This window comes from Dyella sedimenti, assembly GCF_022760995.1.
Lineage (GTDB): Bacteria > Pseudomonadota > Gammaproteobacteria > Xanthomonadales > Rhodanobacteraceae > Dyella > Dyella sedimenti.
The window spans coordinates 972,602-998,471 of the sequence record NZ_JAKWJO010000001.1; the positions used below are offsets into that span (position 1 = coordinate 972,602).

Genomic DNA, 25,870 nt, shown 5'->3' on the forward strand with positions numbered 1-25,870 from the left:
GAAGAGGGCTCGTCAAAGCCCTCTTCATGGCGCTGTCTGCTCAGATCACGCCGAGCTTCCTGCCCACCTTGGTGAACGCGGCGATGGCCTGGTCGAGGTGCTCGCGGGTATGCGCCGCGCTCATCTGCGTGCGGATGCGGGCCTGGCCCTGCGGCACCACCGGGTAGAAGAAGCCGGTGACGTAGATACCTTCGTCCAGTAGCTCGGTCGCCATGGCCTGGGCCTTCTTGGCGTCGTAGATCATTACCGGCACGATCGGGTGCACGCCCGGCTTGATGTCGAAGCCGGCCTTGCCCATCTGCTCGCGGAAATAGGCGGTGTTGGCCTTGACCTGGTCGCGCAGGTCGCCGGCGGCCGAAAGCATGTCGAACACCTTGATGCCCGCGGCCACCACGTGCGGCGGCAGCGAGTTGGAGAACAGGTAGGGGCGCGAGCGCTGGCGCAGCATCTCGATCACCTCGCGGTGGCCGGTGGTGAAGCCGCCCAGCGCGCCGCCCAGCGCCTTGCCCAGGGTGCCGGTGATGATGTCGATCTTGTCCAGCACGCCGTTGACCTCGGCCGAGCCGCGGCCGGTGTCGCCGAGGAAGCCGGTACAATGGCATTCGTCGATGTGCACCAGCGCGCCGTACTTCTCGGCCAGCGCGGTGATCTTGTCCAGTGGGGCGATGAAGCCGTCCATGGAGAACGCGCCGTCGGTGGTGATCAGCTTGGTGCGCGCGCCGGCGGCGTCGGCCGCCTGCAGCTGCTTCTCCAGGTCGGCCATGTCGCAGTTGGCGTAGCGGAAGCGCTTGGCCTTGCACAGGCGGATGCCGTCGATGATCGAGGCATGGTTGAGCGCGTCGGAGATGATCGCATCCTCCTCGCCCAGCAGCGGCTCGAACAGGCCGCCGTTGGCGTCGAAGCAGGCGGCGTAGAGGATGGTGTCCTCGGTGCCGAAGAATTCGGCGATCTTCTTCTCCAGTGCCTTGTGCAGGTCCTGGGTGCCGCAGATGAAGCGCACCGAGGCCATGCCGAAGCCATGGGTGTCCAGCGCTTCCTTGGCGGCCTGGATCACCGCCGGATGGTCCGCCAGGCCAAGGTAGTTGTTGGCGCAGAAGTTGAGTACTTCCTTGCCGCTGTCGAGGCGGATCTTCGCTGACTGCGGCGAGACGATGATGCGCTCGGCCTTGAACAGGCCCTGCTCGCGGATGGATTCGAGTTCGGCGGCGAAGCGCGACTGGCCGGGGTAGCTCATCGGGACGTTCCAGGTAGGCAAAGGGCTATTTTGATCCCTCGCGGCCGGGCTGTGAAGGAAGTCGCCCAGCCGTCATTCCGGCCTGCGCCGGAATGACGGTCTTGAAGGCCGTTCCGCCAACCGTCACTGATGCAGCCCGAACTCCACCCGCGTGGTCGCGCCCTTGTCGTCGATGCCGTCGGCGTTGAGCTTGGGGCTGCCCAGCGACACGCGCTTGTCGTCCAGCTTGCCCTTCAGCCAGGCCTGCACCGCGGTGGCGCGGCGCTGGGCCAGTTCGCGCATGGCGTTGTCGTCCACCGCGACGTTGGTTTCCATCAGGCTGCGCATCTCGTCCGGCTCCAGCGATTTCTTCAGGCCGATGATGTTCTTCGGTTTGCCCTTAAAGTCGTCGTTCTTGTAGGCGCGCTTGAGATATTTCTCGTACTGGTCAGGCGTCACGTTGACCTTGGCCAGCGCGGCGTTGGAGGTGTCGGCCTGCTTGCCGGAATCGTCCAGCGCCTTTTCACGGCGCACCATCATGTCCACGGTGAACTTGCGCAGGCCGTCCTGGTCCTTGGCGGGATCGGCGCGGCCGATGATGTCCAGGTTGAGCGAGGTCTTCTGGTTAAGCATGGCCACGACCTTGCCCAGGCGTTCCTGCGCCGCGGCGTTGAGCACGTCCGAGCCCGGGTCGAACTCCACGTAGCCCAGGTCCTCGTGGTTGCCGCCGCCGAACGCCGCGCCGAGCAGGCGGAACGGGGCGGTGGCCGCCTTCGCGATCAGGTTGCCGATGGCGCGCCAGATCAGGCCGCCCATGCTGAACTGGGGATCGTCCAGCGAGCCGGACACCGGCACGTTCACGTCGATGTTGCCCTGGGTGTCCTTCAGCAGCGCGACCGCCAGCTTCACCGGCAGGTGCTTGATGCCGGGGCTTTCGTCACGGTCGCCGAAGGTGAGCTGGGTGATGAAGATGTGGTTGTCGGCATTGAGCTTGCGGTTGTCCAGCATGTAGTGGACGTCCACGGTGAGCTTGCCGGCGGTGATCGGATAGCCAGTGTACTTGGTGGAATAAGCGGTGAGCCGGGTCAGCTCCACGCCATCGGCCTTGCCCTTGATGTCGAGGAAGGCCACCGGCTGCAGCGGGTTGATGGTGCCGTCGATGTCCACCGGCGAGTTGTCGTCGAGCGCCGCCTGCACCGACAGGTCGGCCGGCGGGTCGCCGGGCTTGGTGCCGAAAGCGCCGATCTTGCCGGTGAGCTTGGTGAGGTTGGCGGTGTAGTTGGGCTTGATGAAATTGTCGGTGTAGTTGAGCTGGCCGTTGACCAGGGTGATGCCGCCGAGATGGATGTCGGCCGCGGGCGTTTCCGGCGCCGCCGGCGCGGGGACCGCGGCGGTGGCGTTGCCGGCCGGTGGTGGCGGCTTGGGAGCTTCAGGCGCGGGCGCGGACGGTGTCTCGGCGCGCGTCACCGATACCGGCGCCTGTTCCGGATTGGCCACCACGTCGGACAGGTTCAGCTTGCCGTCCGCGTTGACGATCATGCGCGCATAGAACGAGCTGAGCACCAGGCCGCCGATATGCAGGCGGGGTGTGCCTGGGCCGTAGTCCACGTTGACGCCGGAGCCGCTGAGCGTGCGCCAGCGCAGGAAGTCGTCCCCGGTGAGCTTGTCCTGCACGCGGACCTGTTCGAGCGCCACGTTGCCCCGGTAGGCGAGCTTCGGCGTCTTGCCGCGGCCGTCGTAGTGCAGCTTGCCGTTGCTGCTCAGGCGCGCGCTGGAGATGGTCACGTTGAGCGGCACGCTGATGTAGGACTCGAACAGTGAGATGTCCAGTTGCCTGGTGGCGAGCTGCAGGTCGGCCACGGCGGGGATGGGCTGCACCTTGCCGGTGACGTTGAAACTGCCGCGGCCGGCCTGGCCCTCCAGTTTCATCGCGCGCGGCTCGTTGAGCCGGTCGCTGAGGTCGTCCACGCCGCCCTTGAGCGATTGCAGCTTGATCTTCACCGGCTGGGGACCGGCAGCCAGGTCGGTAAAGGCGACCGAGGCGTCGTCCAGCACCAGGTGGGCGATGCTCCAATGCCAGGGCGGGCCGCTCTCGCCTGCCGGCGCGGCCTTGTGGCCGGTGGGCTTGGCGGCGACCAGGTCCAGCAGGTCGATGCTCTTGTTGGCGCGGCGGCGGACGTCCAGGCCCAGCCCGCTCAGCGTCACGGTGCCCAACTGGGCCTGGCGGCTGGCCAGGTCGATGAGGGGAATCTCCACGGCCAGCGTGTTCCAGGCCACCGGTGCGTCATGGCCCTTGGGTGGCGGTTCCAGCGCGAAGTCGCTCGCCGTGGCATGGGCGTTGGCGAGATGCACATTGAAGGCCTTGCCCCAGGTCAGCTGAAGCTGACCGTCGGCATCGAGCTTGCCCTTGGCCAGGCGGGCGGACATCGAGGAGGCGGCCAGCGCCTGCAGGGGCGCCATGTCCACGCCCTTGAGGCCCAGCGTCGCGGACATCTGGGAGGCGGCCAGGTCCAGCGGGCCCTTGGCGGTCACGTCGCCGCCGAACAGCTGACCGGCCAGGTCCAGCCTGCCCGCCGGCGCGGGGAGCAGGCTGAGGCCTTGCAGGCTGCCATGCAGGTTGGTCAGGTCCAGCTTGTTCTGCGCGGCGTCGGTGTAGTGCACGGCGCTGTCGCTCAACTGCAGCGCGGCGATGCGCAGGTCGGTGGGCGTGGCCTGCTTGCCGGCATCCGCGGGCGCGGGGGAAGAGGCGGTCAGCGTGTCGACATTGCCGTGTCCGTCGGCGTCCAGGGTGTAGTAGAGCTGCGCCTGGTCCAGCTTGAGCGCGCGCAAGTGGTAGCGCGAAGCCAGTGGCTGCACGTCCTCCAGGTCCGCGCTGCCATGGCCTAGTTGCACGATCGCCTCGCCACGGCTGCTGTCGAGGACGAAATCGTCCAGCTGCAGGCTGCCGGTGAGCTGCAGCTGCGGGGTGGGCTTGGCTTGCACGAAATGCAGGTCCAGCGCGCCGCTGAGCTGGCCCTTGGGAATCGCCACCGGCAGCTTGGCCGGCACGTAGCCCAGGTAGCGGGCGAGGTCCAGGTGGTCCAGCTGGAAGTGGACGGTCGAGTCGAGGGTATCGGCGAACGGCTTGGTCTGTCCCACGATGCGCAGCGCGCTGCCGTCCACCTTCATCGACAGCAGCGGCTGCACGAACACGTCGGCGTCGCTGGGCAGGTTGGCGATGAAGGGGATGCCGAGCTCCAACTGCTCGACATGGTGGCTGGCCTTCATCGCCTCGTCGTCGAACTGGATGTCGCCGTCGTGCACGCTGATGTTGGAGAGGGCGAAGCGCGCGGGCGAGGCGTTCGGGTCGGAAGGCTGGGAAGCGTAGCGGTCGATGATGTCGCTGAAGTTGAAGCGCTGGTCGCCGGTGCGCACGATGTGGATGCGCGGGCGCTGCAGGGACAGCTGGTCCAGCACCGGCGCCAGGCGGAACACCGACGACCACGAGGTATTGATGACGGCCTGGTCGATGTCCACGAACGGCGATTTGCCGTCGCGGTCGGCGATATGCAGCCGGTCCAGCTGCAGGCGCAGCGTATAGGGATTGAGGTGCACCGCGCCCAGCGTCACCGGGCGCGCGAGGGCCGCGCTGGCGCGCTTCTCGATCTGGCCGCGGATGATCGACGGCGCCGCGAGGAAGCCGAGCAGGCCAAAGACCACCAGCACGATGGCCAGGATCAGCAGCGCCTTGCGCATGCGGTGGGACCGATAGACGGCGAGGGCGCGGTCGCGTCCTGCGGCCAGACGGGGATTGCTGAACAGATCAGCCATGCCGGCGATGCTCCCTTGGTCATCGCGAGCCGACCATGCCCGGCCTTGCAGGCCTGGCAACGCATGATCCTGATGGTGCTGTCGGCGCGCCCTGGTGCGAGTGTACTAGGGCGACCGCCGGGGTAGCAGGCTTTTCCGCCGGGCCATGCCGGCGTAAAAACCGATTATGTGATGGTTTCGTGGATGCTTAGAGCCTGTTCACGATCTCCACGTAGCCCGCGTTGAGTCGGTGTGCCCGCCAGGGAGTGGTGCGTGGCGAAGCGCCTGACTGGCCGTCAGGTCGAGCCGCGCGCGGCTTCCTGGCGGGCACACCGGCGCAACCCTCCGGGCCGGGTCTGTTTGCCCCCAGGCCGGCGTCATCGCTCGGTCGTGTACGGACGTACACTCCCTCGCTCTTCCTTGCCCTGCGCGCAAACAGCTCCCGGCGCGGGCCACGCGGAGATCGTGAACAGGCTCTTAGACCCAGGAGCACACCACCTTGCCGCACTTGCCCGCGTCCATCAGGTCGAAGCCCTTCTGGAAGTCGTCGATATGGATCTGGTGGGTGAGCACCTTCTGCAGCGGGAAGCCGGTGAGCACCATCTGGGTCATCTTGTACCAGGTCTCGTACATCCTGCGGCCGTAGATGCCCTGCAGGGTGAGGCCCTTGAAGATCACCTTGTCCCAGTCGATGCCGGCGCCCTTGGGCAGGATGCCGAGCAGGGCGACCTTGCCGCCGTGGTACATGCAGTCGAGCATGTCGTTGAAGGCGCGCGGGTTGCCGCTCATCTCCAGGCCCACGTCGAAGCCCTCCATGTGCAGGTCCTTCATCACGTCCTTCAGCGACTGGTTGGCCACGTTCACCACGCGGGTGGCGCCCATGTCGGCCGCCAGCTTCAGGCGGTAGTCGTTGACGTCGGTGACCACCACGTTGCGCGCGCCCACGTGCTTGGCGATGCCGGCGGCGATGACGCCGATCGGGCCGGCGCCGGTGATCAGCACGTCCTCGCCGATCAGGTCGAATTCCAGCGCGCAGTGCGCGGCATTGCCGTAGGGATCGAAGAAGGCGGCCAGCTCGGAGGGGATCTGGTCGGGGATCGGCCACAGGTTGGAGGCCGGCATGGTCATGTATTCGGCGAAGGCGCCGTTGCGGTTCACGCCGATGCCGATGGTGTTCGGGCACAGGTGCTGACGGCCGGCACGGCAGTTGCGGCAATGGCCGCACACGATGTGGCCTTCCGCCGAGACGCGGTCGCCCACCTTGTAGCCGGTGACGCCCGGGCCGATCTCCACGATGCGGCCGACGAACTCGTGGCCGATGGTGAGGCCGGGCTTGATGGTCCGCTGCGACCACTCGTCCCACTTGTAGATGTGCAGGTCGGTGCCGCAGATCGCGGTCTTTTCCAGCTTGATCAACACCTCGTTGGGGCCGACCTCGGGAACGGGCACTTCTTCCATCCAGATGCCCTGCTCGGGCTTGCGCTTGACCAGGGCTTTCATCGTCTGAGGCATGGGATTTCCGTGGGGAAGGGCGGGTAAACCGCCATTATAGGAGGCGGGAGGGGCGCCGGCTTCATGCAGTGCAGCGTCGCCCCGGCCGCCGGAGGGGACGGGGCGCCCGCTACAATGACCGGATGCCGATCGACCAGCGCCCGCTTGCCGTGTTCCTGATGGGCCCGACGGCGTCGGGCAAGACGGCGCTCGCCTGTGCCTTGAGCGACCGGTTTCCGGTGGAACTGGTGAGCGTGGACTCCGCGCTGGTCTATCGCGGCATGGACATCGGTACGGCCAAGCCCGACGCGGCGACCCTGCAGCGCTACCCGCACCGCCTGATCGATATCCGCGATCCCGCCGAGCCCTATTCGGCGGCCGATTTCCGCGCCGGCGCCATCGAGGCGATGCGCGATATCGCCTCGCGGGGACGGGTGCCGCTGCTGGTGGGCGGCACCGGACTCTATTTCCGCGCCTTGCAGCAAGGGTTGTCGCCATTGCCGGAAGCAGACGCCGCCATCCGCGAGCGGCTGGGCGCCGAGGCTGCGCGCATCGGCTGGCCGGCGCTGCACGAGCGCCTGCGGCAGCTCGATCCCGCGGCGGCCGCGCGCATCGGTCCCAATGATGCCCAGCGCATCCAGCGCGCGCTGGAAGTGATCGAGCTGACCGGACGGCCGCTGTCCGAGCAGCAGCGGGGTGGCAATGGTGCGCGCTTCCTCTGGCGGGTGCTCAAGCTGGCCTTGCTGCCGGCGGACCGCGCGCCGCTGCATGCGCGCATCGCCCAGCGCTTCGATGCCATGCTCGCCGCAGGATTTCTCGACGAGGTGCGCGCACTGCGCGAGCGCGGCGACCTGCACGCCGACCTGCCGGCCATCCGCGCCGTCGGCTATCGCCAGGCCTGGGAGCATCTGGACGGCCAGACCGATGCGGCCCAATTCCGTGATCGCGGCGTGTTCGCCACGCGCCAGCTCGCCAAGCGGCAGATCACCTGGCTACGTGGCGAGTTGGATGCGAGGACGCTGGACCCGGAGCGCAGCGGCCTGCTTGAACGTGCCCTGGATGCGCTGGCGCTGTTTCTCGATGCGTGAGCGAGTGCCTTCGACGGCTTGGCCTGAACGTCTTTTTTACACCCGGCGAAAGCTCGCATTGAGTCTTTCATCAACGATTTAAAAGTGGTTAATATTCATGCCGTCTTGGGCCGGGGCGTCGTGCACGCCTTTTTCTCCGGCCCGTCCGTTTCGCGAGGGGAGAACAAGAAATGTCCAAAGGGCAATCGTTGCAGGATCCGTTTCTCAATGCACTGCGCCGGGAGCGCGTTCCGGTCGCCATCTACCTGGTCAATGGCATCAAGCTGCAGGGCACCATCGAATCCTTCGACCAGTTCGTGGTGCTGCTGCGCAACCAGGTGAGCCAGATGGTCTACAAGCATGCCATCTCCACCGTGGTGCCCAGCCGCAACGTGCGCGTCGGCAATGGCCATGAGGGCCATGCCGATGTCGCCACCGCCACCGACGCGGAAGGTTGATTCGACGGACCGGCCACCCCATCTGGTAGGGGAAGAGGCCTGGCCCAGCGTCACGCTGCGATCAGGCCGTATCGGCATACACTTCCCACTCCAGCCTGGCGCCGCGGCCCTGCCGCTCGCGGCACGGCGCTTCCATAGGTCCCTCCCCCCACGTGTTTGATCGTCAAAAGAAAGGCGAGCGTGCCGTCCTGGTGCTTCCGCACTCCCGCGGCGAGGGCGATGCCGCGCGGCGCGCCGACGAGTTCGCCGAGCTGGCTCGCTCGGCTGGCGCCGAGATTCTCGCCACCATCGCGGCGCGCGTCGACGTGCCCAACCCCCGCTATTACATCGGTACCGGCAAGGCCGACGAGATCGCCGAGGCGGCCCGAGCGCTTGGCGCCGACCTGGTCCTGGTCGACCACCTGCTTTCCCCGGTGCAGGAGCGCAACCTCGAGAAACTGCTCAACGTCCGCGTGGTCGACCGCGCCGGGCTGATCCTCGACATCTTTGCCCAGCGCGCCCGTTCGCACGAAGGCAAGCTCGAGGTGGAGCTGGCTCAGCTCAAGCACCTGGCCACGCGCCTGGTGCGCGGCTGGACCCACCTGGACGCCCAGCGCGGTGGCGCCATCGGCAACCGCGGCCCGGGCGAAACCCAGCTGGAAACCGACCGCCGCCTGCTCGCCGAGCGGGTGAAGATGCTGACCAAGCGCCTGGAGAAGGTGCAGACCCAGCGCGGGCAGCAACGCCGTGCGCGCCTGCGCAACACGGTGCCGCGCGTGGCCCTGGTCGGCTACACCAATGCCGGCAAGTCCACCTTGTTCAATGCGCTCACCGAAGGCGAGGTGTTCGCCGCCGACCTGCTGTTCGCCACCCTGGACCCCACCGTGCGCAAGCTCGATGGCCTGTCCTGCGGCCCGGCGGTGCTGGCCGATACGGTGGGCTTCGTCCGCGACCTGCCGCACGACCTGGTGGCCGCGTTCCGCGGCACCCTGGCGGAGGCGCGCGACGCCGACCTGCTGCTGCACGTCAGCGATGCCGCCGACGAGGAGCGCGAGCGCCTGGCCAGCGTGGTGGACGGCGTGCTGGAGGAAATCGACGCCGGCGAGCTGCCGCAGCTGCGGGTGATGAACAAGATCGACCTGGCCGGGCTGGCGCCGCGCATCGACCGCGATGAGCAGGGGCGGCCGGTCACGGTGTGGCTGTCGGCTGCCACTGGCATCGGGCTGGACCTGCTGCGGCAGGCCCTGGGCGAACTGCTGGGCGGCGATCGCGTGCAGTCCGAGCTGCGCCTGCCGCTGTCCGCCGGTCGCCTGCATGCCCGCCTCAAGGCGGCCGGCGCCATCGCCGGCGAGGAAGTGGACGAGCAGGGCTGGCGGCTGAACATCGACGCGCCGCGCAGCGTGATCGCCCCCCTGAGCGGCGGTAGCGCCGACGAGGCCGCGCTGTTGCGAGGCTTGCTGGGTGCTGCCGAGGAACAGACGGCGCTATAGGAGCGCACTCTGTGCGCGACAGGCAGGGGCTGTGGAGGCGGGGGGCGCAAGCTCGAAAGTCTGTCGCGGCATGCAAACTTGCTTCTGGTCGCCGGACTTGGCGCTCCCACTACCCGTCCCCATTCCCCACACCATGGTCGCGCACAGGGTGCGCTCCTACAAGGCGACGGGTGCATCCGGGGAAGGAATCGCCATCAGGCTCTGGTAGAATGGCAGGTGTTTGTGCGGCCTTCCGTGCCTGGGGCGGCGCATTGCACAGGACAAGCACCGACATCATGTCCAAACCCGTTCAACGCGTTTCCCGGCCAATGTTGCCGGCCTCCCAGCGGCCTCAAGGAGACTGACCATGGCCTGGAACGAACCCGGCAACGGGCAACGTGATCCCTGGGGCAAGCATCGCCCTGCCGGCGGCAAGCCGGGCCTGGAGGATCTGCTCAGGCAATGGCGCAACCGCCTGGGGCGGCTCGGCGGCGGTCCCGGCGGCCTCTTCACCATCGTGCTGGCGTTCGCGCTGGTCTGGGTGGTCTACAGCAGCTATACCATCGTGGATGCCCGCCAGGCCGGCGTCGTGCTGCGCTTCGGCAAGTACGCGCGCACCCTGCCGCCGGGCTTCCACCTGAAGCTGCCCGGGCCGATCGAGACGGTTACCAAGGTCGGCACCACCGAGATCCGCTCGGTATCGGACAAGGTGCGCATGCTGACCAGCGATGAAAACATCATCTCGGTCGACTTCAACGTGCAGTACCAGGTTTCCGATGCCCGCAAGTACCTGTTCTCGCTGAGCGGCCCGCCGGAGGACACCCTGCGCCAGGCCGCCGAGGCCGCGGTGCGCACGGTGGTCGGCGCCAATGTGATGGACAACATCCTCACCAGCCAGACCGGCGCGCAGCAGGCCGCCGCGGCGCCGGCCACGGCCAGCACCGCCGTCGTGCCGTCGGCCGAGGCCTCGGTGATGGCGACCTCGGCCGCCGCGGCCGCCGCCGCGCAGACGCGCGACACGCTGCAGCAGCAGACCCGCGAGATCCTGCAGGCCACCCTCGACGAATACGACGCCGGCCTGGTGGTCACCGACGTCAGCTTCCAGAACGTGGCCCCGCCGCAGGAGGTGAAGGACGCCTTCGACGACGTCAACGCCGCCCGCGAGGACAAGCAGGGTACCGAGAACAACGCCCGCGCCTACGCTAGCCAAGTGGTGCCGGTGGCCCGCGGCGACGCCGCCCGCATTGCCGCCGAGGCACAGGGCTATGCCGCCCAGCGCGTGGCCACCGCTACCGGCGATGCCGACCGCTTCAATCTCATCCTCAAGGAATACAAGGCCGCGCCGGACGTGACCCGCCGCCGCCTGTGGCTGGAAACGATCGAGGACGTGATGTCCAACAATCCCAAGGTGCTGGATGGTTCCGGCGGCCGCAACATGATCTACCTGCCGCTCGATCGCGCCACCGGCAAGGACGTGCCGGGCGTGGGCGCGGTGATGCAGTCCGCGGGCAACGACGGCCTGGCCGGCAAGGAGAAGCAGCCATGAAGTTCGCCACCGGCATCGTTGCCGTGCTGCTCGTGCTGATCGGCTTCAACAGCCTGTTCGTGGTGCGCGAGGGCCAGACCGCCCTGGTGCTGCAGTTCGGCCGCATCGTGCGCACCGGCGACCAGCCCGGCCTGCACGCCAAGCTGCCGTTCGTGCAGCAGGTGATGACTTTCGACAACCGTATCCTCACCCTGGAAGCGCCGCCGGAGCGGTACTTCACCTCAGAGAAGAAGAGCGTCAACGTCGACTTCTACGTGAAGTGGCGCATCGCCGACAACGCCGCCTACTACCGCGCCACCGCCGGCGACGAGCTACAGGCGGCCAACCGCCTGACGCCCATCGTCAAGGACGCGCTGCGCTTCGAGTTCAACGGCCGCACCCTGCAGGAACTGGTCGCTGCCGGGCGCAAGGACATCACCGAGCGCGTGCGCCGGCAGACCGACGCGGCCGCCAGCAAGAACCTGGGCATCACCGTGGTTGACGTGCGCATCAAGCGCATCGACCTGCCGGACGAGGTGAGCGAATCGGTCTACAAGCGCATGCGCGCCGAGCGCGCCCAGCTGGCCAACGAGCTGCGCTTCACCGGCCAGCAGGCCGCCGAGACGATCAAGGCCGACGCCGACCGCCAGGCCCAGGTCATCAAGGCCGAAGCCGAGCGCGACGCCGCCAAGGTGCGTGGCGAGGGCGACGCCCAGGCCGCGGCGATCTATGCGCAGGCCTACGGGCAGGATCCGGAGTTCTTCGCGTTTTATCGAAGCCTGGCGGCGTACCGTAAGTCGTTCCAGGACGGCAAGGGCGTGCTGGTGCTCAAGCCTGACTCGGAGTTCCTGAGGTACTTCAACGACGGCGCGTCGTCCAGGCATTGAGCGGGTGAGGGTCGATGTCGCGTGAGCTGCTGGCCGCCTTGTGCCTGGTGCTGGTGATCGAGGGCCTGGTGCTGTTCGCCGCGCCGCGCGGTTGGCAGGCCACCATGCGCGAGGTGGTGAAGCTGAGCCCGCGCACGCTGCGCCTGTTCGGCGCGGTGGCGATCGGCATCGGACTGGTCGCGTTGCAGTTGATGCATTGATGTGATGCGGCGGATGGGCCGTTCAAAACCATCGTGAACATGCGGGGCGTGGCGGTTGCGGCAAGTCGCTTGCCGACGGAAAGCCAGGCTGCGGAACGAATGCGCCCGTCAGGGCGCCGACCTTTCAAATTGACGAGAGCAACATCATGGGCAAGTCAGTAGTCATCCTCGGCGCGCAATGGGGCGACGAAGGCAAGGGCAAGATCGTCGACCTGCTGACCGAGCAGGTCAAGGCCGTGGCGCGCTTCCAGGGTGGCCACAACGCCGGCCATACGCTGGTGATCAAGGGCAAGAAGACCGTGCTGCACCTGATTCCCTCGGGCATCCTGCGTGACGACGCGCTGTGCCTGATCGGCAATGGCGTGGTGCTGTCGCCGCAGGCGCTCAAGCAGGAAATCGAAGAGCTGGAGGCGCAGGGCGTGGAAGTGCGTTCGCGCCTGAAGATCAGCCCGGCCACGCCGCTGATCATGCCGTACCACATTGCCGTGGATAAGGCGCGCGAAATCGCCGCCGGCAAGAGCGCCATCGGCACCACCGGCCGCGGCATCGGTCCCGCCTACGAGGACAAGGTCGCCCGCCGCAGCGTGCGCGTCGCCGACCTGATGTACCCGCATGAGCTGCCGGAGAAGATCAAGGCGGCCGTGGAGTACCACAACTTCATCCTGACCCAGTGGCTGAAGGCCGAGTCGGTCGATTTCCAGCAGGTACTGGACGATGCGCTGGCCTATGGCGAATTCATCCGCCCGATGGTCGATGACGTCGCCACCATCCTGCACGACGTGCGCAAGGAAGGCGGTCATATCCTGTACGAAGGCGCGCAGGGCGCGCTGCTCGACATCGACCACGGCACCTATCCCTACGTCACCTCGTCCAACACCACGGTGGGCGGCGCGCTGGCCGGCACCGGCGTGGGCGCGGGCGACATCGACTACGTGCTGGGCATCTGCAAGGCCTATGCGACGCGCGTGGGTGGCGGTCCGTTCCCCACCGAGCTCAACGACGAGATGGGCGAGCGCCTGCGCAAGGTCGGCAACGAGTTCGGCGCCAGCACCGGCCGTCCGCGTCGTTGCGGCTGGATCGACCTCGTCGCGCTCAAGCGCGCCGTGCAGATCAACGGCATCAACGGCCTGGCCATCACCAAGCTCGACGTGCTCGACGGCTTGCCGAGCATCAAGGTCTGCATCGCCTACGAATACCGCGGCAAGCGCCGCGAGCTGGCGCCGCTGGACGCCGACGGCTGGGCCGAGTGCAAGCCGGTGTACCTGGAGTTCCCGGGTTGGGAAGAATCCACCGCGGGCATCCGCGAGTGGGACAAGCTGCCGCCCGCCGCCCGCGCCTACCTGCGCGCGGTGGAAGAGCTCTCCGGCTGCAAGCTCTCGCTCGTCGCCACCGGCGCCGACCGCGAGGACACCATCGTGCTGGACGATCCGTTCGCCTGATCGAGCGACCTCACGTGCAGAACCCAAAAAGCCCCGCATGGCGGGGCTTTTTGTTGCGCCACGCACACGCCCTTCCTTGTAGGAGCGCACCCAGTGCGCGACCGCGGAGTCACGACGTCATCGCTCCGCCGGCTTTTCGCGCATTGGGTGCGCTCCTACAGAAGGGGCGCGGTGCCGGCCCACCATGACTTCCGGCCTTGTCGACTGGCGCCCGCATGCGCGACGATCGATGTGTTTTGCACCATTTCAGGGCCGCCCGCTTGGCCCACCAACGAGGGGATACAACATGCGTACTCGCTTGGTTTCCGCCATTGCGCTTGCATTGGCCGGCGTGACTTTCACCGGTGCTGCCCTGGCTGCCGATGCCGCGTCGATGGCGCAGACCACCACCCAGTTGCCGCGCGCCGTGCGTCCTTCGCACTACGCGGTGTCGATCACGCCGCATGCATCCACGCTGAGCTTCGACGGCAAGGTGACGGTGGACGTGGAAGTGCTCGCGCCCACCAACAGCATCACGCTCAACGCCATCGACATGAGCTTCGGCAAGGTGGAGCTCACGGCGGGCAAGGGCGCCTCCGCGCTGGTGCCGAAGGTGAGTACGGACAACGATGCGCAGACCGCCACTTTCACCTTCGACAAGCCGGTCGCCAAGGGCAAGTACCGGCTGTCGATGAGCTACACCGGCAAGATCGGCACGCAGGCCAACGGCCTGTTCGCCATCGACTACGACACCAAGGCCGGCAAGAAGCGCGCGCTGTACACGCAGTTCGAGAATTCCGATGCGCGCCGCTTCATCCCGTCGTGGGACGAACCGAACTACAAGGCCACGTTCGATCTCGACGTGACCGTGCCGTCCCAAGACATGGCGGTGAGCAACATGCCGGTGGCGTCGAAGACCGACGCCGGCAACGGCCTCTCGCACATCACGTTCAAGACCTCGCCGAAGATGTCGACCTACCTGCTGTTCTTCGGCACGGGCGAGTTCGATCGCATCACCACGACCTCCGAAGGCGTGGAAATCGGCGTGGTGACGCAGAAGGGCCTGAGCTCGCAGGGCGCCTTCACGCTGGAATCGGGCAAGGCGGTGTTGAAGGAGTACAACGACTATTTCGGCGTGCCGTATCCGCTGCCCAAGCTCGACAACGTCGCCTCGCCGGGCAGCAGCCAGTTCTTCTCGGCGATGGAAAACTGGGGCGCGATCTACACCTTCGAATACGCGCTGCTGCTCGATCCGTCCTTCTCCACGCTGCAGGACAAGCAGAACGTGTTCGGCACGGCCGCGCACGAAATGGCGCACCAGTGGTTCGGCGACCTGGTGACCATGCGCTGGTGGGACGACCTGTGGCTCAACGAAGGCTTTGCCTCGTGGATGGCCTCGCGCACCACCGATCGCCTGCATCCGGAGTGGAACACCAAGCTCGATGCGGTCGGCATCCGCGAAGGCGCGATGTCGCGCGACGCCGTGGCGACCACGCATCCGGTCGTGCAGCGCATCGACACGGTGGAACAGGCCAGCCAGGCCTTCGACTCGATCACCTATTCCAAGGGCGAGTCGGTGATCCGCATGCTGGAAAACTACGTGGGTGCCGACAGCTGGCGCACCGGCGTGCGCAACTACATCAAGGCCCACGCCTACGGCAACACGGTGTCCGACGACCTGTGGCACGCCATGGATGCGGTCGTGCCGGGCAAGCAGGTCACTACCATCGCCCATGAATTCACCTTGCAGCCGGGCATTCCGCTCATTCGCGTGGAAGCCGGCGCGTGCGCGGACAACACGGTGACGCTCAAGCTCACCCAGGGCGAGTTCACCAAGGATCGCCCAGACAAGAGGCCGTTGCGCTGGCACGTGCCGGTGACCGCGCAGAGCATCGGCGGCCAGCCGGTGCGCACGCTGGTCGATGGCGAAGCCACGCTGGCCGTGCCCGGTTGCGGTCCGGTGCTGGTGAATGCGGGGCAGAGCGGTTACTACCGCACGCTGTACGCGCCGGCGCAGGTCGCGGCGATCAAGGGCAGCTTCGCCAAGCTCGAGCCGATCGACCAGCTCGGCGTGATGAGCGACACCTGGGCGCTGAGCATGGCCGGCCTGCAACCCGTGGCGGATTTCCTGGATATGGCCCAGGCCATGCCGATCGATGCCGATCCGCAGATCTGGGACGAAGTGGCCGGCAGTTTCTCCGCGCTCAACGACTACTATCGCAGCGATGCCAAGCGCCAGGCGACGTTCCGCGCGTACGCCATCAAGCGCCTGTCGCCGGTGTTTGCGCGCGTAGGCTGGGAAGCCAGGCCGAACGAGAGCGTGCCGACCACGATCCTGCGCAGCCACCTGATCAATACGCTGTCCAGCCTGGGCGACAGCGCGACCATCGGCGAGGCACGTCGCCGCTACGCGGCGCAGGCCACCGACCCGAAGGCCGTGCCCGCCGAGCTGCGCAAGACCATCCTGGCGATCGTGGCCACCCACGCCGACGCGGCCACCTGGGACAAGATGCATGCCGCCGCCAAGGCCGAGACGACGCCGCTGGTGAAGGATCGCCTGTACGCGCAGCTGGCGTCGGTGGAAGACGAAGCGCTCGCCAGGCGTGCCCTCGATCTCGCGCTGACCGACGAGCCCGGCGCCACCAACAGCGCCGGCATGATCCGCATCGTGTCGCGCCTGCATCCGGAGCTGGCCTTCGATTTCGCCATGGCGCACCGCGAGCAGGTCGACAAGGTGGTCGACGGCAGCTCGCGCAGCCGCTACTACCCCGCGCTCGGTACCAGTGCGTTCGACCAGGCCATGATCGACAAGATCAACGCCTACGCCACCCAGTACCTGGCGCCCAGCTCGCGTCGCGATGCCGAGACCGCCGTGGCCAACATCAAATACCGCATGATGGTGCGCAACGAACGCCTGCCGTCGGTGGATGCCTGGCTGGCGAAGAACGGCGGCTGACCGAAAGCGGTCCTCAGTATGTAGTAAACAGAGGGCCCCGTTTGACGGGGCCCTCTGTTTTTGGGTGTCCCCCTGGATCGATGGCGCTTATCTTCCCAGGTCGCTGAGGAAGCGCTTGGTGAACTGCAGGTTCGTGCTGGAGGGCACGGAGTTGCAGGTGGGCGACGCGGTGGTCTGGTTGCACGGGTTGTCGCGATCGAGCGACCAGAAGTGCAGGCCGGCAAGGCCGTTGCTCACGGCATAGCTGGTGATGGCGTCGGCGTTGGCGACGGTGAAGTTCTCGCTGGAGACGTCGTTCACGCCGATCATCGGGGTCAGCTCGATCTTGTTGGGCGAGATGCCGTAGGTATGTTCCAGGTTCACCGCGGCCTGGATCGCCGTCTGGCCCATGTCGCACGATCCGCCCGACACCACGCAGACGCCGGCGCCGGCCGAGCCGTAGTCCATCGTCATCAGGTTGATGGTGTAGTGGGTGAGCGAAGAGGCCTTGATGGCTCGCACCACCATGTCGCCCAGGCTGTTCACGCCGCCGTAGCTGCCGTCCGATGCGCCGAGCGTGGCGAGCGTGAAGGAGAAGCGCAGGTTGGGATACAGCGACTGGCCGTAGACGGCCGCGGCGACCAGGTTGTCGATGGTCTGTTGCGACTGGCCACCCTCGATGTCGAAATCCACGCCCACCATCTGCGGCGACATGTAGCGCGACAGGAAGCTGGCGAAGCCGGCCGTGCTGCCGCAGGTGAACACGCCGGCCTGGCCGCCGGTGGAGACCACGTAGGGCAGGCCCGCGTTGGACAACGCGGTGATGTTGGCGCTGGCGAAGCTGGCGCCGGGCACGCCACCCCAGTTCTCGCTGCCGCATTCGCCGGTGGCGAAGGCGAGGGTGATGGCGCTCAGGTTGGATACGTAGTTCGCATACAGGCTGCCGCTGCCCACTACCGGGATGGATGCGCCGGTCGCGGCGGCGGTCTGCATCACGTTGGTGTTCCAGTTGAGGTTGATGGTGACGTCCTTGTAGGGACTGAACAGCAGGTTGGCGCCGGTGCCCGGTGGGTTGGCGGTGCCGCCGCCGCCCGAACCGCCACCGGAACCACCTCCCGAGCCACCACCGGAGCCACCACCGGAGCCACCGCCCGAGTCGCCACCACCGCCCGTACACGCGCCTTGCGAAGTCCAGGGCTCGGCCGAGCCAGTGGGACCGCTGCTGGTGGCCGGGTCATTGCCCTGGGTCCACCAGTTGGCCACGTAGTTGATGCCGTTCTCGCTGGCCACCTGGCCGCCGGTATAGACCTGCGTGGCGACCCAGGCCGCCGCGCAGGTGCCCGACGACCCACCGCCGCTGCCGCCGCCCGAGCCGCCTCCGGAACTGCCTCCGCAAGCGCCTTGCGAGGTCCAAGGCTGGCCCGAGCCGGTGGGGCCGCTGCTGGTGGCCGGGTCGTTGCCCTGGGTCCACCAGTTGGCTACGTAGTTGGTGCCGTTCTCGCTGACTACCGCACCACCCGAGTAGGCAGTGCCCGCATTCCAGGCGGCCGCGCAGGCGGGCGTGCTTTGTGCGTGCGCTACCTGCATGGGTGCCATCGTCATCAGGCTCATCGCCATCGCGCCGCCGGCCATGCTTGCCAGGGCATGCAGCGCCGTCCGTACCGACATCACCGATTGCTTCATACGCATAGGGTTTCTCCTGTGGCATTGCAACGTCAGGGTGAGTGTTAGGCGACGACCGGCCGATTCCCGATGGCCGTCAGGGACGGTTCGTTCCAGGTAGTCCTGTGCGCCGTGGCGGCAAGCCATGGTGGAGCGCTGTCGTCTTTGTGTCCCCAGGATGACAACGTTGTCCCCAATGGCTTGAAGGAACTGTGATGCCGGGCGGGGAAATGGCGGTCCGCGAAGGTCCTTATGGCAAAGAAGTTATGTACTGCGATGCAGCAATGACCGCCGTAAAGGAAAGCTGACAACGTTGTCTGACTCTGTCCTTCGATCCCCTTGTGGGAGCGCACCCTGTGCGCGACCGCTGGGCCTCGACGCTCCACAGCTTGTCGCGCACTGGGGGCGCTCCTACAGCGGAGAGGTGAGATGGGGGCATGAAAAAGGGCTCCGCATGCGGAGCCCTTTTGATGACAGCGCTGGGCAGGTCTTTTACGCGACGCTCGGTTCGCTGAAGGCCTCGATCTCGCCCTTGAACGCTTCCACCGGCACGCAGCTGCAGAACACGTTCTTGTCGCCATAGACGTTGTCCACGCGCGCCACCGGCGACCAGTACTTCTGGAACTTCAGGCTGGGCAGCGGGAAGGCGGCCAGCTCGCGGGGATAGGCGTGGGTCCACTGCGAGGCGGACACCATCACGGCCGTGTGCGGAGCGTGCTTGAGCGGGTTGTCCTCGCGATCGAGCTTGCCTTCCTCGATGGCGCGGATCTCGTTGCGGATCTGGATCATCGCGTCGATGAAACGGTCCAGTTCGTACTGCGATTCGCTTTCGGTCGGCTCGACCATCAGCGTGCCGGCCACCGGGAAGCTCAGCGTCGGGGCGTGGAAGCCGAAGTCGATGAGGCGCTTGGCCACATCCTCGGCGCCGATGCCGGTGGCGTCCTTGAGCGGACGCAGGTCGAGGATGCACTCGTGCGCCACCAGGCCGTTGCGGCCGGTGTAGAGCGTCTCGTAGTGCGGCGCCAGGCGCTTGGCGATGTAGTTGGCGTTGAGCAGGGCCACCTGGGTGGCGCGGCGCAGGCCGGCGGCGCCCATCAGGGTGATGTACATCCAGCTGATCGGCAGGATCGACGCCGAGCCGAAGCTGGCGGCCGAGACCATGCCCACGCTTTTGTGAGAAGTGCGGCCATGGATGGCCGCTTCTTGATCTTCGCCGACTGGGATGTCGGCATAAGTACCAGGCAGGAACGGCGCGAGGTGCGACTTCACCGCGCACGGGCCCACGCCCGGGCCGCCGCCGCCGTGCGGGATGCAGAAGGTCTTGTGCAGGTTCAGGTGCGAGACGTCCGAGCCCCACTTGCCGGGCTTGGCCACGCCGACCAACGCGTTCATGTTGGCGCCGTCGGTGTACACCTGGCCGCCGTGCTCGTGCACGATCTCGCAGATGCGCACGATGTCTTCCTCGAACACGCCGTGGGTGGACGGGTAAGTAATCATCAGCGCGGCGAGGCGGTCGCTGTACTTCTCGGCGGCGCGCTGGATGTCCTCGACGTCCACGTTGCCGTTGGCGTCGCACTTGGTCACCACCACCTGCATGCCGGCCATCTGCGCGGAGGCCGGGTTGGTGCCGTGCGCGGATTCCGGGATCAGGCAGATGTCGCGATGGCTTTCGCCGCGCGAGCGGTGGTAGGCGCGGATCGCCAGCAGGCCGGCGTATTCGCCCTGCGCGCCGGAGTTCGGCTGCAGGCTAACCGCGTCGTAGCCGGTGCATTCGACCAGCATCGCTTCCAGCTCGTCGATCAGCTGCCTGTAGCCGGCGGCCTGCTCGGCCGGGGCCAGCGGATGGATATTGGCGAACTCGGGCCAGGTCACCGGTATCATCTCGGCGGTGGCATTGAGCTTCATGGTGCAGCTGCCCAGCGGGATCATGGTGCGATCCATCGCCAGGTCCTTGTCGGCCAGCGAGCGCATGTAGCGCAGCAGTTCGTGCTCGCTGTGGTGCGTGTTGAAGGCCGGATGGGTGAGGAACTTGCTCTTGCGCAGCAGGTGGGGCGGCAGGGCGTCGTGGATTTCCGCATCGAGCGCATCGATGGTTGCTGCGACGCTCGCGCTGCCCTGCGCATCGTCGGCGAGGTCGGCGCCGAACAGCGAAGCCAGCGCGATCACGTCGGCGCGCGTGGTGGTCTCGTCCAGGCTGATGCCGACGCTGCCGGCGTCGATCGCGCGCAGGTTGATGCCGGCGGCCCGCGCCTTGGCATGCAGCGCGGCGGCGTCCACGCCGGTGATGTGCAGCGTATCGAAGAAATGGGTGTTGGTGGCGATGCCGGCCCGGCGCAACGCCACGGACAGGATCGCCGCCAGGCGGTGCACGCGGCGGGCGATGCGGATGAGGCCTTCCGGACCGTGGTAAACGGCGTACATGCTGGCCATCACCGCCAGCAGCACCTGCGCGGTGCAGATGTTGGAGGTGGCCTTCTCGCGGCGGATGTGCTGTTCGCGCGTCTGCAGGGTGAGACGGTAGGCCGGCTTGCCCTCGGCGTCGATCGACACGCCGATCAGCCGGCCCGGCATCGAGCGCTTGTAGCTGTCGCGGCAGGCCATGAAGGCCGCGTGCGGGCCGCCGAAGCCGAACGGCACGCCGAAGCGCTGGGTGTTGCCCACCACGATGTCGGCGCCCCATTCGCCCGGCGCGGCGATCAGGGTGAGCGCGAGCAGGTCGGTGGCCACGCAGACCACGCCCTGGCGCGCGTGCACCGCATCGGCCAGCGCCCGGTAGTCATGGATCTGGCCGAAGGTGTCGGGGTACTGCAGCAGCACGCCGTAGCTGTCGACGCTGGCCGCCTCGCTGTCCTCGCCCACGTGCAGGTCGATGCCCAGCGTCTCGGCGCGCGTGCGGATCACGGCCAGGGTCTGCGGATGCACGCCACGGGAGACGAAGAACACGTTCGACTTGGACTTGGCCGAGCGCTTGGCCAGCGTCATCGCCTCGGCGGCGGCGGTGCCCTCGTCGAGCAGGGAGGCGTTGGCGATCTCCATGGCGGTGAGGTCGGCGCACATGGTCTGGAAGTTGATCAGCGCCTCCATGCGGCCCTGGGAGATTTCCGCCTGGTACGGCGTGTAGGCCGTGTACCACGCCGGGTTCTCCAGGATGTTGCGCAGGATGACGTTGGGCGTGTGGGTGCCGTAGTAGCCCTGGCCGATGAAGCTCCTGAACACCTGGTTCTTGCTGGCGATGGCGCGGATCTTGGCCAGCGCCTCCACCTCGGTGACCGGGGCGGGCAGGTCCAGCGGGGCCGGCGACTTGATCTTGCCCGGCACGATGGCGTCGGTCATCGCCTCCAGCGACGCGTAGCCGAGCACGCCGAGCATGCTGGCGATTTCCGCGTCGTTGGGGCCGATATGGCGTTCGATGAAGGCGTCGTGGTGCTCGAGGTCGCGCAGGGAGGGGTTGTGGCTCATGGCAGGGCGTCCGAAGGTAGCGTGCAAGCCGCACGCGAAGCGCCCCTCTGTCCTTTTGCCTGAGAGTTTGGAAGCGGTCGCTTCGTGCCCCTTCGGCGCCGGATCGAACCGGTCTCTCCAGAGTGTTGGAGCGGATGATGGTATGGGGCCTGAGCGATTACGGGCGTTGCGCCTTCGGCAGCGGCTCGCGCCGCTTCTCCCACCACACGCTAAACGGCGATTATAGGGCGCCCGGGGCCGGAATGCCTCCCCGGCGGCGGCGCCGTCTCAATCCATCCGGGACACCGCGGCGCCCCCGGGGGCGGGCAAGGGCCTAGCCTTGCGGTATTCCGGTCATGTCCGGCAGGTGGTGGGCGATGCCCTTGTGGCAGTCGATGCAGGTCTTTTCGCCGCTGCCCAGCCAGCGCTTGTGGATTTCGGCGGCGCGGGCGGACTGGCGCGTAAGGTCCATCGAGGCGTAGTTGTGGCAGTTGCGGCATTCCAGCGAATCGTTGGCCTTCAGGCGCGCCCATTCGTGCTCGGCCAACTCCAGCCGGTGGTCGAGGAATTTCTCGCGGGTGTCGATGGTGCCGAAGAGCTTGCCCCACACTTCCTTGGAGGCCTGCATCTTGCGCGCGATCTTGTCCGTCCACCGGTGCGGCACGTGGCAGTCGGGGCAGGTGGCGCGCACGCCGGAGCGGTTGGTGTAGTGGATGGTGGCCTTCAGCTCCTGGAACACGTTGTCGCGCATCTCGTGGCAACCGGTGCAGAACGCCTCGGAATTGGTGGCTTCCAGCGCGGTGTTGAACGCGCCCCAGAAGATCACGCCGGCGATGAACCCGCCCAGGACGAGGAAGCCCAGGCTGTAGTGCACGCTGGGGCGGCGCATGGTGCGCCACACCGCGACGAGCCATGACCTGATCCTGGCTCCCATGCTCAATTCGCCTTCTGCTGCGGCTGGTCGATCTGCCCGGAAAGGATCGTGTCGATGTCCTTGAAGTTGTTGGCCACCAGCGGCTTGGCGTCGGTCTGCACCACGTGGCACTGGTTGCAGAAGTAGCGGCGCGGCGAGATGGTGGCGAGGAACTGGTCGTCGCGGTCCATGTAGTGGGTGACGCTGACCGGCGGCGCCTGGAACTTGTCCGCGTTGGCGCGCGCATGGCACAGCAGGCAGCGGTTGGAATTCCTGTCGATCTGGTAGTTGTCGATGCTGTGCGGGATGGTCGGCGGCTGCATCGGGTAGGCGCGGTTGCGCTTGACGTCGGTGTTCTCCACGCGGGCCATCAGCGGCGGCTCGCCTTCCTGGTCGACCGGGATGCCGCGCCGGATGGCATCGATCTGGCCGCTCGCGGGCGGCGCCCCGGCATTGTCGGCGGGCGAATACGCGGTCGTGGTTTCCGCGGCCGGCGATGGTGGCGGCGGGGCCTTCCTTCGACCCACCGCATAGCCCACGGCGATCGCGGCCAGCACCACCACGATGGCCAGGGCGACAAGCGGCTTGTCACGCATCTTCGTTCCCTCCCTAGACGGCGACGACCTTGACCGCGCACTTCTTGTAGTCGGTCTGCTTGGAGATCGGGTCGGTGGCGTCCAGCGTGACCTTGTTGATCAGCTGGCCAGCGTCGAACCACGGCACGAACACCACGCCGCGCGGCATGCGGTTGCGGCCCCGCGTTTCCACGCGCGAGCGCATCTCGCCGCGTCGCGACACCAGTTTGACCTGGTCGCCGCGCTTGAAGCCGCGCGCCTTGGCGTCGTCGGGATTCATGAATACCACCGCCTCGGGGAAGGCGCGGTACAACTCGGGCACGCGCATGGTCATCGAGCCCGAGTGCCAGTGTTCGAGGATGCGCCCGGTAGACAGCCACAGGTCGTACTCGGCATCGGGCATCTCGGCGGGCGGCTCGTAGGGCAGCGCCCAGATCACCGCGCGGCCGTCGGGGTTGCCGTAGAACTGGAAGCCGGTGCCGGCCTTCACATAGGGATCGGAACCCTCGCGGTAGCGCCAGCGCGTTTCCTTGCCGTCGACCACCGGCCAGCGCAGGCCGCGCGCCTGGTGGTAGGCGTCGAACGGTGCCAGGTCGTGTCCATGGCCGCGGCCGAACGAGGCGTATTCTTCAAACAACCCTTTCTGCACGTAGAAGCCGAACGCGGCCGACTCGTCGTTGTCGTAGCCGGCCTCGATCTGCGAGGTGGGGAACTGGTCGACCTTGCCGTTGCGGAACAGTACGTCGAACAGGGTCTTGCCCTTGAACGACGGATGGGCGGCGAGGATGTCCGCCGGCCAGCACTCGTCCGTGGTGAAGCGCTTGGAGAATTCCATCAGCTGCCACAGGTCCGACTTCGCCTGGCCCGGCGCCTTCACCAGCTGGTGCCAGAACTGCGTGCGGCGCTCGGCGTTGCCGTAGGCGCCTTCCTTCTCCACCCACATCGCGGCGGGCAGGATCAGGTCGGCGGCCTGCGCGGTGACGGTGGGGTAGGCGTCGGACACCACGATGAAGTTGCGCGGATCGCGGTAGCCGGGATAGGTCTCCTGCATCAGGTTGGCGCCGGCCTGCATGTTGTTGTTGACCTGCACCCAGTAGGCGTTGAGCACGCCATCGCGCAGCTTGCGGTTCTGCTCCACCGCGTGGAAGCCGGGCTTGGGCTGGATGATGCCGTGCGGGATGGCCCAGATGTCCTCGGCATGCCTGCGGTGCTCGGGGTTGTTCACCACCATGTCGGCCGGCAGGCGATGGCTGAAGGTGCCTACTTCGCGCGCGGTGCCGCAAGCGGAGGGCTGGCCGGTGAGCGAGAACGGGCTGTTGCCCGGCGTGGCGATCTTCCCGGTCAGCAGGTGGATGTTGTAGACCATGTTGTTGGCCCACACGCCGCGCGTGTGCTGGTTGAAGCCCATGGTCCAGAACGACACCACCTTGGTGCCGGGATCGGCGTACAGCTCGGCCAGCTGCTGCAGCCAGCCCTTCTCCACGCCGGTCATCGCCACCGCCTTCTCCAGCGTGTAGGGCGCCACGAAGGCGGCGAACCGCGCGAAGTCGATCGCCTCGCCGGCGTTGGGGTCCTTGGCGTTCCTGGCCTTCAATTCCAGCGGATTGTCAGGCCGCAGGCCATAGCCGATGTCGGTGACGCCCTGCTTGAAGGTGGTGTGCCGGTCGACGAAATCCTTGTTGACCTTGCCGCTCTGGATGATGTGGTTGGCGATGTAGTTGAGGATCACCAGGTCGGTCTGCGGGGTGAACACGATGGGAATGTCGGCCAGCTCGAAGCTGCGGTGCTCGAAGGTGGACAGCACCGCCACCTTCACGTGCGGGTTCGACAGGCGCCGGTCGGTCACCCGCGTCCACAGGATCGGATGCATCTCCGCCATGTTCGAGCCCCACAGCACGAAGGCGTCGGTGGCCTCGATGTCGTCGTAGCAGCCCATCGGCTCGTCCATGCCGAAGGTGCGCATGAAGCCCATCACCGCCGAGGCCATGCAATGGCGCGCGTTGGGATCGATGTTATTGCTGCGCAGGCCCGCCTTGAACAGCTTGTTGGCGGCGTAGCCTTCCCACACGGTCCATTGGCCGGAGCCGAACATGCCGACGGCTTCCGGGCCTTTCTCCTTCAGCACGCGCTTGAACTGGGCGGCCATCACGTCGAAGGCCTCGTCCCAGGAGACTTCGGTGAACTCGCCGTCCTTGGCATAGGCGCCGTCCTTCTTGCGCAGCATCGGCGCGGTCAGGCGGTCGGCGCCGTACATGATCTTGGAAAGGAAATAGCCCTTGATGCAGTTGAGCCCGCGATTGACCTCGGCCAGCTGGTCCCCATGGGTGGCCACCACCTGGCCGTTCTTCACCGCTACGTTGACACTGCAGCCCGTGCCGCAGAAGCGGCACGGCGCCTTGCTCCACTTGAGCTGGGTGAGATCGCCTTCCAGCAGCACGTTGGTGGCGCCAGCGGGCAGGGCGATGCCCGCCACGTTGGCGGCGACGGCCACGGCCGTGTTGCGGATGAATTCGCGTCGCGTCATGTGCATGAGTCACCTCCCTATGTCGAAGCGATCGGGTTGAGCGGTGCGTCGAGCTCGTCTCGCGGCTCCGCGTGGTGGTAGATCAACGACACGTTGATGACGCCGGGCACCGCCTCCATCGCCTCCACGTGCTCGACGATGGCGCGCTGGCTGTCGGTCTCGCAGAGCACGACGCAGCGGCTTTCCGCATGCGTGGCGATGGACAGGCCGGGACGGGTATCCACCAGGGCTTGCAGGCGCGACAAAGCATCGGGTCGGTGCAGCACGAGCAGGCTGGAGATGTGCTGTTCGTGGTTCATGGCGTTTCTCTTTGCCGCGGGAGGCGCG

Annotated in this window: 17 protein-coding genes and 1 riboswitch; of the genes, 8 read left to right on the plus strand and 9 right to left on the minus strand. The window is 67.0% G+C overall.

Annotated features, from left to right (window positions below; translation table 11 throughout):
- Window positions 1–40: 40 nt before the first annotated feature.
- From kbl to tdh, 3 genes are all read right to left on the minus strand, one after another.
- Window positions 41–1,234 (minus strand): glycine C-acetyltransferase, encoded by a 1,194-nt coding sequence (gene kbl, locus MJ605_RS04440; RefSeq protein ID WP_243039833.1) that lies wholly within the window; start codon window positions 1,232–1,234, stop codon window positions 41–43.
- A gap of 123 nt (window positions 1,235–1,357) precedes the next feature.
- The gene (locus tag MJ605_RS04445) at window positions 1,358–5,023 is read right to left on the minus strand and encodes a DUF748 domain-containing protein (protein ID WP_243039834.1); all 3,666 of its coding nucleotides are present in this window, start codon (window positions 5,021–5,023) and stop codon (window positions 1,358–1,360) included.
- Window positions 5,024–5,479: 456 nt separating this feature from the next.
- Window positions 5,480–6,514, minus strand: a complete 1,035-nt coding sequence (gene tdh, locus MJ605_RS04450; protein WP_243039835.1) for an L-threonine 3-dehydrogenase — start codon at window positions 6,512–6,514, stop codon at window positions 5,480–5,482.
- Between the two features lie 122 nt (window positions 6,515–6,636).
- Here tdh and miaA point away from each other — a divergent pair, with 122 nt between their 5' ends.
- The 8 genes from miaA to MJ605_RS04490 all read left to right on the plus strand — a co-directional run bounded on the left by miaA (window position 6,637) and on the right by MJ605_RS04490 (window position 16,452).
- Window positions 6,637–7,581, plus strand: a complete 945-nt coding sequence (gene miaA, locus MJ605_RS04455) for a tRNA (adenosine(37)-N6)-dimethylallyltransferase MiaA (RefSeq protein ID WP_243039836.1) — start codon at window positions 6,637–6,639, stop codon at window positions 7,579–7,581.
- Between the two features lie 170 nt (window positions 7,582–7,751).
- Window positions 7,752–8,018: an RNA chaperone Hfq gene (hfq, locus tag MJ605_RS04460; RefSeq protein ID WP_243039837.1), complete on the plus strand. Its 267-nt coding sequence runs from the start codon at window positions 7,752–7,754 to the stop codon at window positions 8,016–8,018.
- Window positions 8,019–8,170: 152 nt separating this feature from the next.
- The gene (gene hflX, locus MJ605_RS04465; protein ID WP_243039838.1) at window positions 8,171–9,487 is read left to right on the plus strand and encodes a ribosome rescue GTPase HflX; all 1,317 of its coding nucleotides are present in this window, start codon (window positions 8,171–8,173) and stop codon (window positions 9,485–9,487) included.
- A 346-nt stretch (window positions 9,488–9,833) separates the two neighbouring features.
- Window positions 9,834–11,012, plus strand: a complete 1,179-nt coding sequence (gene hflK, locus MJ605_RS04470; RefSeq protein ID WP_243039839.1) for an FtsH protease activity modulator HflK — start codon at window positions 9,834–9,836, stop codon at window positions 11,010–11,012.
- Window positions 11,009–11,878 carry a protease modulator HflC gene (gene hflC, locus MJ605_RS04475; RefSeq protein ID WP_243039840.1) on the plus strand — a complete coding sequence of 290 codons (870 nt, stop codon included), beginning with the start codon at window positions 11,009–11,011 and terminating at the stop codon, window positions 11,876–11,878. The genes hflK and hflC overlap by 4 nt, the downstream gene beginning before the upstream one ends.
- Before the next feature lie 14 nt (window positions 11,879–11,892).
- A complete protein-coding gene (locus tag MJ605_RS04480) occupies window positions 11,893–12,078 on the plus strand; it encodes a DUF2065 domain-containing protein (RefSeq protein ID WP_243039841.1) in 186 nt (61 codons plus the stop codon).
- A 146-nt stretch (window positions 12,079–12,224) separates the two neighbouring features.
- Window positions 12,225–13,517: an adenylosuccinate synthase gene (locus tag MJ605_RS04485; protein WP_243039842.1), complete on the plus strand. Its 1,293-nt coding sequence runs from the start codon at window positions 12,225–12,227 to the stop codon at window positions 13,515–13,517.
- A gap of 286 nt (window positions 13,518–13,803) precedes the next feature.
- Window positions 13,804–16,452: a M1 family metallopeptidase gene (locus MJ605_RS04490; RefSeq protein WP_243039843.1), complete on the plus strand. Its 2,649-nt coding sequence runs from the start codon at window positions 13,804–13,806 to the stop codon at window positions 16,450–16,452.
- Between the two features lie 87 nt (window positions 16,453–16,539).
- Here MJ605_RS04490 and MJ605_RS04495 read toward each other — a convergent pair whose 3' ends face one another.
- The 6 genes from MJ605_RS04495 to MJ605_RS04520 form a co-directional block, all read right to left on the minus strand.
- Window positions 16,540–18,120, minus strand: coding sequence for a carbohydrate-binding protein (locus MJ605_RS04495; RefSeq protein WP_243040033.1), 1,581 nt, complete (start codon window positions 18,118–18,120; stop codon window positions 16,540–16,542).
- A gap of 465 nt (window positions 18,121–18,585) precedes the next feature.
- Window positions 18,586–21,552 carry an aminomethyl-transferring glycine dehydrogenase gene (gene gcvP / locus MJ605_RS04500; RefSeq protein WP_243039844.1) on the minus strand — a complete coding sequence of 989 codons (2,967 nt, stop codon included), beginning with the start codon at window positions 21,550–21,552 and terminating at the stop codon, window positions 18,586–18,588.
- 37 nt (window positions 21,553–21,589) lie between these two features.
- Window positions 21,590–21,683, minus strand: a riboswitch (glycine riboswitch).
- Between the two features lie 182 nt (window positions 21,684–21,865).
- Complete coding sequence (locus tag MJ605_RS04505; RefSeq protein ID WP_279237368.1) at window positions 21,866–22,465, minus strand: cytochrome c3 family protein; 600 nt, start codon at window positions 22,463–22,465, stop codon at window positions 21,866–21,868.
- A gap of 2 nt (window positions 22,466–22,467) precedes the next feature.
- Window positions 22,468–23,040, minus strand: coding sequence for a nitrate reductase cytochrome c-type subunit (locus MJ605_RS04510; RefSeq protein WP_243039845.1), 573 nt, complete (start codon window positions 23,038–23,040; stop codon window positions 22,468–22,470).
- A gap of 13 nt (window positions 23,041–23,053) precedes the next feature.
- Window positions 23,054–25,543, minus strand: coding sequence for a periplasmic nitrate reductase subunit alpha (gene napA / locus MJ605_RS04515; protein WP_243039846.1), 2,490 nt, complete (start codon window positions 25,541–25,543; stop codon window positions 23,054–23,056).
- Window positions 25,544–25,560: 17 nt separating this feature from the next.
- Window positions 25,561–25,842 carry a chaperone NapD gene (locus MJ605_RS04520; RefSeq protein WP_243039847.1) on the minus strand — a complete coding sequence of 94 codons (282 nt, stop codon included), beginning with the start codon at window positions 25,840–25,842 and terminating at the stop codon, window positions 25,561–25,563.
- Window positions 25,843–25,870 lie beyond the last annotated feature (28 nt).

Bases quoted from the DNA above. Each gene is read 5' to 3' on its own strand.
- napA (WP_243039846.1), bottom strand. From the start codon at position 25,543: ATGACGCGACGCGAATTCATCCGCAACACGGCCGTGGCCGTCGCCGCC.
- MJ605_RS04520 (WP_243039847.1), bottom strand. From the start codon at position 25,842: ATGAACCACGAACAGCACATCTCCAGCCTGCTCGTGCTGCACCGACCC.
- hflC (WP_243039840.1), top strand. From the start codon at position 11,009: ATGAAGTTCGCCACCGGCATCGTTGCCGTGCTGCTCGTGCTGATCGGC.
- MJ605_RS04510 (WP_243039845.1), bottom strand. From the start codon at position 23,040: ATGCGTGACAAGCCGCTTGTCGCCCTGGCCATCGTGGTGGTGCTGGCC.
- MJ605_RS04490 (WP_243039843.1), top strand. From the start codon at position 13,804: ATGCGTACTCGCTTGGTTTCCGCCATTGCGCTTGCATTGGCCGGCGTG.
- kbl (WP_243039833.1), bottom strand. From the start codon at position 1,234: ATGAGCTACCCCGGCCAGTCGCGCTTCGCCGCCGAACTCGAATCCATC.
- MJ605_RS04445 (WP_243039834.1), bottom strand. From the start codon at position 5,023: ATGGCTGATCTGTTCAGCAATCCCCGTCTGGCCGCAGGACGCGACCGC.
- MJ605_RS04505 (WP_279237368.1), bottom strand. From the start codon at position 22,465: ATGGGAGCCAGGATCAGGTCATGGCTCGTCGCGGTGTGGCGCACCATG.
- miaA (WP_243039836.1), top strand. From the start codon at position 6,637: ATGCCGATCGACCAGCGCCCGCTTGCCGTGTTCCTGATGGGCCCGACG.
- tdh (WP_243039835.1), bottom strand. From the start codon at position 6,514: ATGCCTCAGACGATGAAAGCCCTGGTCAAGCGCAAGCCCGAGCAGGGC.
- MJ605_RS04485 (WP_243039842.1), top strand. From the start codon at position 12,225: ATGGGCAAGTCAGTAGTCATCCTCGGCGCGCAATGGGGCGACGAAGGC.
- hfq (WP_243039837.1), top strand. From the start codon at position 7,752: ATGTCCAAAGGGCAATCGTTGCAGGATCCGTTTCTCAATGCACTGCGC.
- MJ605_RS04480 (WP_243039841.1), top strand. From the start codon at position 11,893: ATGTCGCGTGAGCTGCTGGCCGCCTTGTGCCTGGTGCTGGTGATCGAG.
- MJ605_RS04495 (WP_243040033.1), bottom strand. From the start codon at position 18,120: ATGCGTATGAAGCAATCGGTGATGTCGGTACGGACGGCGCTGCATGCC.
- gcvP (WP_243039844.1), bottom strand. From the start codon at position 21,552: ATGAGCCACAACCCCTCCCTGCGCGACCTCGAGCACCACGACGCCTTC.
- hflK (WP_243039839.1), top strand. From the start codon at position 9,834: ATGGCCTGGAACGAACCCGGCAACGGGCAACGTGATCCCTGGGGCAAG.